Annotated in this window: 9 protein-coding genes and 1 pseudogene; 4 read left to right on the top strand and 6 right to left on the bottom strand. The window is 68.9% G+C overall.

What is annotated here, in order from left to right; translation table 11 throughout:
- Positions 1-586, top strand: a pseudogene (locus OQF71_RS12825) (glucan 1,4-alpha-glucosidase); the annotation flags it as partial.
- Positions 587-1,082: 496 nt separating this feature from the next.
- On the opposite strand, the gene OQF71_RS12820 reads toward OQF71_RS12825, so the two are convergent.
- The 4 genes from OQF71_RS12820 to OQF71_RS12805 form a co-directional block, all read right to left on the bottom strand.
- A complete protein-coding gene (locus OQF71_RS12820; protein ID WP_280588136.1) occupies positions 1,083-1,265 on the bottom strand; it encodes a hypothetical protein in 183 nt (60 codons plus the stop codon).
- Between the two features lie 118 nt (positions 1,266-1,383).
- The gene (gene hisF, locus OQF71_RS12815; protein ID WP_280588134.1) at positions 1,384-2,202 is read right to left on the bottom strand and encodes an imidazole glycerol phosphate synthase subunit HisF; all 819 of its coding nucleotides are present in this window, start codon (positions 2,200-2,202) and stop codon (positions 1,384-1,386) included.
- 44 nt (positions 2,203-2,246) lie between these two features.
- The gene (locus OQF71_RS12810; RefSeq protein ID WP_280588133.1) at positions 2,247-3,221 is read right to left on the bottom strand and encodes a glycosyltransferase; all 975 of its coding nucleotides are present in this window, start codon (positions 3,219-3,221) and stop codon (positions 2,247-2,249) included.
- Positions 3,222-3,321: 100 nt separating this feature from the next.
- On the bottom strand, positions 3,322-3,594 hold the full coding sequence (locus tag OQF71_RS12805; protein WP_092562049.1) for a winged helix-turn-helix transcriptional regulator: 273 nt from the start codon (positions 3,592-3,594) through the stop codon (positions 3,322-3,324).
- A gap of 329 nt (positions 3,595-3,923) precedes the next feature.
- Here OQF71_RS12805 and OQF71_RS12800 point away from each other — a divergent pair, with 329 nt between their 5' ends.
- On the top strand, positions 3,924-4,649 hold the full coding sequence (locus OQF71_RS12800) for a class I SAM-dependent methyltransferase (protein WP_280588132.1): 726 nt from the start codon (positions 3,924-3,926) through the stop codon (positions 4,647-4,649).
- 96 nt (positions 4,650-4,745) lie between these two features.
- Here the strand turns inward: OQF71_RS12800 and OQF71_RS12795 are convergent, their stop codons facing one another.
- Positions 4,746-5,123, bottom strand: a complete 378-nt coding sequence (locus OQF71_RS12795) for a SlyX family protein (RefSeq protein WP_280588131.1) — start codon at positions 5,121-5,123, stop codon at positions 4,746-4,748.
- A gap of 248 nt (positions 5,124-5,371) precedes the next feature.
- Between OQF71_RS12795 and OQF71_RS12790 the strand changes: the two genes are divergently transcribed.
- Complete coding sequence (locus OQF71_RS12790; protein ID WP_280588130.1) at positions 5,372-6,148, top strand: bacteriorhodopsin; 777 nt, start codon at positions 5,372-5,374, stop codon at positions 6,146-6,148.
- 65 nt (positions 6,149-6,213) lie between these two features.
- Positions 6,214-6,441 (top strand): hypothetical protein, encoded by a 228-nt coding sequence (locus OQF71_RS12785; RefSeq protein WP_280588129.1) that lies wholly within the window; start codon positions 6,214-6,216, stop codon positions 6,439-6,441.
- 13 nt (positions 6,442-6,454) lie between these two features.
- On the opposite strand, the gene OQF71_RS12780 is transcribed toward OQF71_RS12785, so the two are convergent.
- The coding region (locus OQF71_RS12780; protein ID WP_280588128.1) for an AAA family ATPase at positions 6,455-8,427 on the bottom strand (1,973 nt) is incomplete at its 5' end.

Genomic DNA, 8,427 nt, shown 5'->3' with positions numbered 1-8,427 from the left:
GGGTGCGAGCGCCGACCGGACCGTCTCCTCGACCCTGTCGCTGGCGAGCGCGCACCGGTCGTTCGACGCGATCGGCGGGGACCGCGGGGACGGGAACGGCGGCGACGAGGAGAGCGCCGAGGGCGGCGACAGAGCGGGCGCGGTCGACGAGGAGCGCCTCGACCGGCTCGTCTCGCACGTGGAGACCGTCGTCGACGGCCTCGCTCACGAGAGCGACGCGATCTCGGGACTGATCCGCTACGAGGGCGACGGATGGCGGCAGGCGGGGCAGCTCTCGGAGAAGGTGTGGACCGTCTCGACGGCGTGGGGCGCGAACGCCTGCGCCGAGCTCGCGGCCCTCCTCGAGGCCCACGACGACCCCCGAGCGGGGGAGATGGCGGAACGCGCCCGCGACCTTCTCGCGCACGTCTCGCCCGGCGGATCGCTGTGCGAGCCGACGACGTACCTCCCGGAGCAGTTCTTCGACGACGGGACGCCCGACAGCGCGACCCCGCTCGGCTGGCCGCACGCCATCCGGCTGGCGACGATCGCGCTGTTACACGACCGGGACCTCCTGGCGCCGGACCAGGTCGCGGTCGACAACTGACGTCGCGGCGCGATATCCTTCCACGTCGAGGATGGCGTGGAGTAGTTAAATGGTAACGAGCGACTGCGACGGCAGCTTATAAATAAACGATGCAGTGGCGCGCGCTCGTGAGCGGCCGCCCTCGGCGGCCGCGAACGACGCCGCGCGAGGGAGGCGGCGGTCCGGCGCGGCTCTGCCCGCGCCGGGCCGTCCGCCGAGGCTGGGGAGGGGTGAGGCTTTGCTGCGGTGCGGTCAGGTGGGATTCAAAGGGGCAGCCGCGAGGACGGCGCAGGCGACGTAAGCACCGCAACGAGGGAGCGAAGCGAGCGTGCGCCGTCCTCGCGGCTGGGGCTTTGGAAGTGTTCACCGTCGATCCGGCGGCAACGATTTATAAGCGAGCGGCTAGGGCTTTGGAGGGTGTTACCATAATGGCAACCAGTTATGAATGGACAGTTCGGGCTTCGGCGATGGCCACCTCACCCAAGCGATCGCACGAAAACCGACCAGAGATCCCGTCTTATCGCCACTCGTCGCGCGGCACGCAGTCCGCCTCTCGGACCGTGATCCAGCGCGTCGTCCGCTCGTCGGGATCACGCTCCCGCTCGAAGAACGTCACCTCCCCGTCCTCCGACCCGTCGTCGGTCCGTCTGCAGACGAGTTCCGGACGCTCGGCGCGGACTCGCGTCGATGACGTGGACATACGTCACGATTCGCTCGGCATCACATAATAACTGTTGGTTTCGATCGGTACTATCGGAAACAACGGTAGTTGTGAACGGTTGTTATTTCATTTCCGAGTAGGACTCAGGCCAGTCCGCCTACAGTCGGACGGGAACGCCGCGATCGTCGAGGTACTCTTTCGTCTCCTCGATGGAGTAGTCGCCGAAGTGGAAGATGGAGGCCGCGAGGCCGGCGTCGGCGTTCGCCTCGGTGAACACCTCGTACATGTCCTCGGGGCTCCCGCAGCCGGAGGAGGCGATGACCGGCGTCGAGACGGCGTCGCACACCGCCGTCATCAGCGGGATGTCGTAGCCGTCCTTCGTCCCGTCCATGTCGATGGAGTTGACGAACAGCTCGCCGGCGCCCCGCTCCTCGGCCTCCTTCGCCCACGAGACGGCGTCGATGCCGGTCCCCTCGCGGCCGCCCTTCTTCGTGCACTCGAACCACACCGTCTCGCCGTCGTCGTCCTCGTAGAAGTGCTCGCCCGCGTCGTCGTGCCGGCGGCGCGCGTCGACGGAGATGACGATACACTGGCTGCCGAACGCCGCCGCGCCCTCCTCGATGAGTTCGGGGCGCTCCAAGGCACCGGTCGTGATGGACACCTTGTCCGCGCCCGCGCGGAGCGTCTCCTTGATGTCGGCCTTCGTGCGGATGCCGCCGCCGACCGTGAGGGGGATGAAGCACTCGTCGGCGACGGCGTTCACCACGTCGAGCATCGTCTCGCGGCCCTCGGCGCTCGCGGTGATGTCGAGGAAGACGAACTCGTCGGCGCCCGCGGCGTTGTACTTCTTCGCCAGCTCGACCGGGTCGCCGGTGTACTCCAGGTTCTCGAAGTTGACGCCCGTGTACACCGCCGCGTCCCCGTCGTCGTCGAGGTCGACGTCGATACAGGGGATGATCCGCTTCGTGAGTCCCATTCGTTACCGGCCGTAAACGACGACGGAGGTTAAAAGGCGCGGGCTCACTCCTCCCGCTCCCGCCGGTCGTACTTCGCGACGGCGCGGTCGGCGCGGTCGGAGATCCCGTTCGGGTTTCTGGCCGGACTCCGGTCGCGGCCACGGGCGACGAGTCCGTCCGATCCCCCGGCGGCGAGCCCGACGAGCACGTCGCGGCCGGTCGCGACCCACCGCGAGGGCGTCGACTCGCCGCGGACCACGTCGGCCGCCGCGCCGAGCGCGTCCGTTACGGCGTGGGAGCCGGCCCGTGCCATCACCGTCGGCCGGACCCCGTAGTTCTTCAGTAGGCGGTACGCGAGCGCCCGGTACTTCCAGCCCCACTCGCGGGCGCTTCGCCCGCCGTCGGCCGCGGTCGGACTCGTCGGTTCCTTGGTCACGGCGAGGTCGTCGCGCCACGCGACCTCGCGGTCCATTCGCGCGAGCCGGTGGGCCGCGTCGCGCGCGCCGCCGGTCCGGAGGTACTCGTCGAACCCGTCGAGGTCACGGAGCGTTTCCCGCCGGAACGCGACGTTCCCGCCCGCGAAGTAGGTCACGTCGCGGCCCGCGATCGTCCGGCGTTCGGGGCCCCCGGCGTCGTCGCTCACGTCGCCGCCCTCAACGTCGCCGCCCTCAACGTCGCCGGCTCCGCGAGACCGATCGACCGGCGTCACCGGTCCCGTCACCGCGTCGGCGTCGTCGAGCCCGGCCCGGACGGCGTCGAGCCACCCCTCGCCGACCCGGTTGTCGTAGTCGACTAAGGCGACCGCGTCGCCGGTCGCGACCTCGATACCGGCGTTGCGGGCGACGTTGACCGTGCGGTCCGATATCTCCACGAGCACGTCGACGTCGTCCCGGTCGCGTACCATCCCGGTCGTCCCGTCGGCGGACGGGCCGTTGGCGACGATCACCTCGGCCCCGGGGGCGTGCGCCGCCAGCGCGTCGAGACAGGCGGCCAGCCGGTCCCGCCCGTTGAGGGTCGGTACGACGACCGAGAGTTCCATACTCCGGAGTATCGGGACGAGGGATTAAAAAGGACTCCGTGCGGCGTCACCGGACGTTCGCTCGGACCGCCGAACGGGTTGCCCGAGTCGGACAGCCCGCTCAGGTAGTCAGGTAGTAGACCTGCTTGCGGGCGTCTTTGAAGCTGTAGCGGGAGTCGACGAGTCCCTCCTCTTCCAACCGGTTGAGCGCGTAGCGGACGGTCCGGTCGGGCAGGAGCGACTCCTCGGCGAGCCCGCCCTGAGAGAGCGGCGAGTCGCCCTCCAGTACTTTGGCGACGAGCTTGGCGCTGGGGGGAAGTTCGCGTAAGCGGTCGCGATACTCGCTCTCCGAGAGGCGGTCTTGGTCGGCGGTCTCCGCTGGACTGGTACTCATACTTCCGTAGAACCTCCTGCCTATTGGTAAAGGTTAGCTACATATAGGGGAATCCGATTGGGATAATATAATGTGTTAATATCACTCTTCGCGGGGCGGTCACACACGAACGAGAGCGACGGCGCACGTCGACGAGCTCGATCGGGGCTCCGTCGACGTCGACGAACGTCCGTATCACGGCGCGCGGGCCGAGCCGCGGACGATCGTCGAGATTCCGGCCGAGACCGTCTCGGCGAACGGTAGCGACCTAACTGCGACCGGTGGACGACGACGCCGTCCCCGACCGCATCCAGTACGGTTTTGTCGATCGGGTGTGCAGTACGCACAACGTGAAGGGACAGGACTGGTACCAGGCCGACGAGGTCGCGGAGGAGTACGAGGACGTCCGGTTCTCGGGCGGCGGAGAGCTCATTGACCGGCGCGAGAAGGAGGCGGTGCTCTCCGCGCTGGGGCCGATCGATGAGGGTCACCGCGTGCTGGAGGTCGCCTGCGGCACCGGTCGGTTCACGACGATGCTCGCGGACCGGGGCGCCGACATCGTCGGGCTCGACATCTCCCGCGAGATGCTCGAACAGGGACGCGAGAAGGCGGCCGAGGCGGGGCTGTCAGACACCGTGGAGTTCGTCCGCGGCGACGCCTCCCGGCTCCCGTTCCCGGACGACCACTTCGACACGGTGGTCGCGATGCGCTTTTTCCACCTGATGGACGATCCGGTGCCGTTCGCCCGCGAGCTACGCCGCGTCAGCGCGGATCAGGTGTTCTTCGACACGTTCAACAGCCGCAGCCTCCGGACGCTGTACACGTGGCTGCTCCCGATGGGATCGCGCCTCTACTCCGAGCGGCAGGTCGTCGACATGCTCCGGGCGGCCGACCTCACGCTCGCGGGCGAGGAGCACGACTTCGTGCTCCCGTACGGCTTCTATCGCGAGCTCCCCGGGCCCGTCGCCAAACCGTTCCGCGTCCTCGACGAGCTCGTCGGCGACACGATCCCGGGCGACTACGTGGCCTCCGTCTCCTACTGGGACGCCCGCGTCTCCGCCGCCGCCGACGACTGACGGCTCCGATCGACATCCCAGCCGCCCGATATCCGCGCCGGTCGATCTTTTCCTCGCGCGTGTGTTCGGAATCAGTACGTGTGGATGACCTCGCCGTCAGTACGTGTGGATGACCTCGCCGCACCGCAGACACTCGATCGTGTCGCTCCGGAACAGCCGCTCTTTCTTTTCCGTCGGTCCGTTACACTCCGGGCAGACGCCGAGGTTCCGTCCGTCCGCGACGCGCGCGGACAGGTCGAGGAACTGATTCTCCAGCTTCTCGATCTGTTCGGACTGCGCCTCGACGACGGCCTCGAGATCCTCTATCGTCTCCTCCCGTTCCGCTAGGGCCGACGAGAGCTCCTCGACGCGGTCCTCGTACGTGTCGAGCGCCTCCATGTCGAGGGCCGCCGCCTCCGTGTCGGTCTCGTGCTCCGTCGTCTCCTCGGCCTCGTCCGTCGTTTCGGTCTCCGTCTCGGTCTCGTCGTTCGCCATACGGACACTACGGACGCCAGGATGGTTTCGTTTTGGGTCACTAGTAAGGGTCCGCCCCGTCAACGACCGTCGACACCCGGCAATGATCGTCGTCGCTCGCGGCGCTGGCCGCCGTCTCGGCGGCCGAATCGGTGTTTCTTTCCGGTTTTCGACGGTGACGGCGAACGCCGCTTCGAGCCGTCCGGAACGCGTACCTTACTATGCTGTGTCGAAATTGATTGTTTTATAGGTTATATCAGTAGTTGCGTATGGATCCGACAGTACTGCAAGCAGGGTACGACCTCCTCGGAGACGGTCGACCCGAAACGCTGTGGCTAGGTATCGGGACGATATTCATGCTCATCGGGACCTTCTACTTCATCGTCAAGGGGTGGGGGGTCACCGATAAGGAAGCCCGCGAATACTACGCGATCACGATTCTCGTGCCGGGTATCGCGTCGGCGGCGTACCTGTCGATGTTCTTCGGCGTCGGGCTGACTGAAGTCGAAGTCGTCGGCCGCGGCACGCTGGACATCTACTACGCGCGGTACGCCGACTGGCTGTTCACCACGCCGCTGCTCCTGCTCGACCTCGCGCTGCTCGCGAAGGTCGACCGGGTCAGCATCGGCACGCTCATCGGCGTCGACGCGCTGATGATCGTCACCGGCCTCATCGGCGCGCTCTCGCACACGCCGCTCGCGCGGTACACCTGGTGGCTGTTCAGCACCATCGCGATGATCGTCGTGCTGTACTTCCTCGCCACGAGCCTCCGCAGCGCGGCGAAGGAGCGCGGGCCCGAGGTCGAGAGCACGTTCAACACCCTGACTGCGTTGGTTTTAGTCCTCTGGACGGCATACCCGATCCTGTGGATCGTCGGCACTGAGGGCGCCGGCGTCGTCGGCCTCGGCGTCGAGACCCTCCTGTTCATGGTTCTCGACGTGACGGCCAAGGTCGGCTTCGGGTTCGTCCTCCTGCGCAGTCGCGCCATCCTCGGTGACACCGAGGCGCCGGAGCCGTCCGCCGGCGAGGCGTCGGCCGCCGACTGAGGCGCTCCCGACCTCTCTGCCGACTGTTGAATCGCTGTCCCACTTTTCGCACTCATACACAATACATGTCCGACGAATCAAACGAAACTGTCGCCGTACTGAACACCACCTCGGTTGTCGGGATCGCCGTCTGTTTCGTCCTCGCCGTCGCCGCGTTGTTCGCGCTGCCGACGGTACAGGCCCGTGGCGGGGTCGGATTCGACACCGCGTTCTGGATCATCTCCGCGGTGGAGCTGGTCGCGGCGCTCGGGATCGCCTACTTCGTGATCAACCTCCACGAGGAGCGCGGGTAGGTCGCTTCCCCGCTCAGTCCTGTGGCGAGACGGCTTGTTCTCCCCGATCAGTCACCGACGGCGTGGTCTCGGCGAGCGCGCGCTCGAAGTGGTCGACGCCGACCGCGATCGACTCGCTCGGCCCGTCGGCGTCGTCCCCATCGGCGCCGCCCCCGTCGGCGTCGTCCCCACCGGCGCCGCCCCCGTCGACGATCGTCTCCTCGATGGCGAGCATCGCTGCCTCGCGGACCAGGGCGGCGATGTCGCCGCCGCTGTAGCCCGCGGTCCGCGCCGCCAGCGCGTCGAGGTCGACCGTCGGGGTCGTCGGCGTGTTCCGCGTGTGGATCGCGAGGATATCGCGGCGGGCCGGCTCGTCGGGCAGCGGCGTCTCCACGGCCTTCTCGATCCGCCCCGGCCGCAACAGCGCCTCGTCGATCGAGTCGGGCCGGTTGGTCGCCGCGACGACGACCACGTCCGTCAGCGGTTCGAGCCCGTCCAGCTCCGTCAGGAGCTGGGAGACGACGCGCTCGCCGGCACCCGTGTCATCGCCGCTCCGCTTCGGGGAGATGGCGTCGACCTCGTCGAAGAAGACGACCGCCGGGGCGTTCTCCCGGGCCGTCGCGAACAGGTCCCGAACCGCCCGCTCGCTCGCCCCGACGTACCGGTTCAACAGCTCCGGGCCGTTCACCGAGATGAAGTTGGCGTCGCTGAGGCTGGCGGCGGCGCGCGCGAGCAGCGTCTTCCCGGTGCCGGGGGGACCGTACAGCAGCACGCCCGAGGGCGGCTCGATGCCGGCACGCTCGAAGCGGTCGGCGTACTCCAAGGGCCAGTACACCGCCCGCACGATCTCGCGTTTCGCCGCCTCCAGTCCGCCGACCTCGTCCCACGAGACGGACGGGAACTCGACGGCGACGTCCCTGAGCCCGCCGGGGTCGATCGACTCCATCGCTCGGTCGATGTCGGCCTGCCGGACCGCGGTGCGCCCCTCGCGCCGTATCGCCCGCTCCAACGCGGCGTCGAGGAGCACCGCGATATCGGCGAGGACGAACCCGTTGATCCGGGTCGCCGTCTCCGCGAAATCGACGTCCATCGCGAGCGGCACGTCGCGTGCGACGCTCTTGAGCGCCGCCTCCCGGTCCTCGACGCTCAGCGGCGCGAGCTCGACTTCGCGGTCGAACCGCCCGCCGCGACGCAGTGCCTCCGGGACGCGCTCGGCGTCCGTAGTCACTCCGACGACGACCGTCCCGTCCGTGGCTCGGAGCTCGTCGAGCGTCTCGCGGAGGCGATCGCCGAGCGTCGCGCCGGCGCCGTCGTCACCGAGGAGTTCGAGGTCGTCGAGGAGGACAACCGCCCGGTCGGCGTCGCTCGCGGCCTCGACGACGCGGTCGAGCCGCCGGTCGGGGTCGGCCGCTCTCTCGCCGCGCAATCGCGCGGCCGAGGCGCTGACGAGGGTCGCGTCGACCGCGGCCGCGACCGCCTCGACGAGCGTCGTCTTCCCGGCCCCGCGCGGCCCTTCGAGGAGGAGCCCGAGCGTCGTCGGCCGGCCGGCCGCCGCGAACGACTCCCGCCCGTCGAGCCGGGTTGCGGCCGCCTCGCGGAGTTCGCGGAACGTCGCCGCGGGCGCGATGCGGCCGGTGTCGGGAGTTTCGGGCTCGCTGACGACCGCCGCCGTCCCCTCGTCGGTCGCGACGTCGATCTCGGTCGCCTCACCCACGATCCCGGGCGAGGTGGGTACCACGTCCTCGACGACGAACGTCAGCGTCAGGGCGCCGCCGAGCAGCGTCGCCTCGACCTCGTCGCCGACGGAGACGGCCGTTCCCGCTAGGCGCCGACGCAGGGCCGTCGCCGCCCGGGCGAGGTCCATCGATTCGTCGAGGCGGAGGGTGACCGCCGACGCCGCCGCGGCGTCGACCGGCTCGACCGTGACCTCGTCGCCGAGGTCGGCGTCCGCGTTCCGACGGATCGGATCGGGGAGGCAGATCCCGCCGGGGTCGTCGGCGGCGCGCG

This window comes from Halorubrum sp. Boch-26, from assembly GCF_029889805.1.
In the GTDB taxonomy this organism is placed as follows: Archaea; Halobacteriota; Halobacteria; order Halobacteriales; family Haloferacaceae; genus Halorubrum.
The sequence above is the reverse complement of the archived record's forward strand: the minus strand, read 5'-3'. Positions and strand labels throughout refer to the sequence as shown.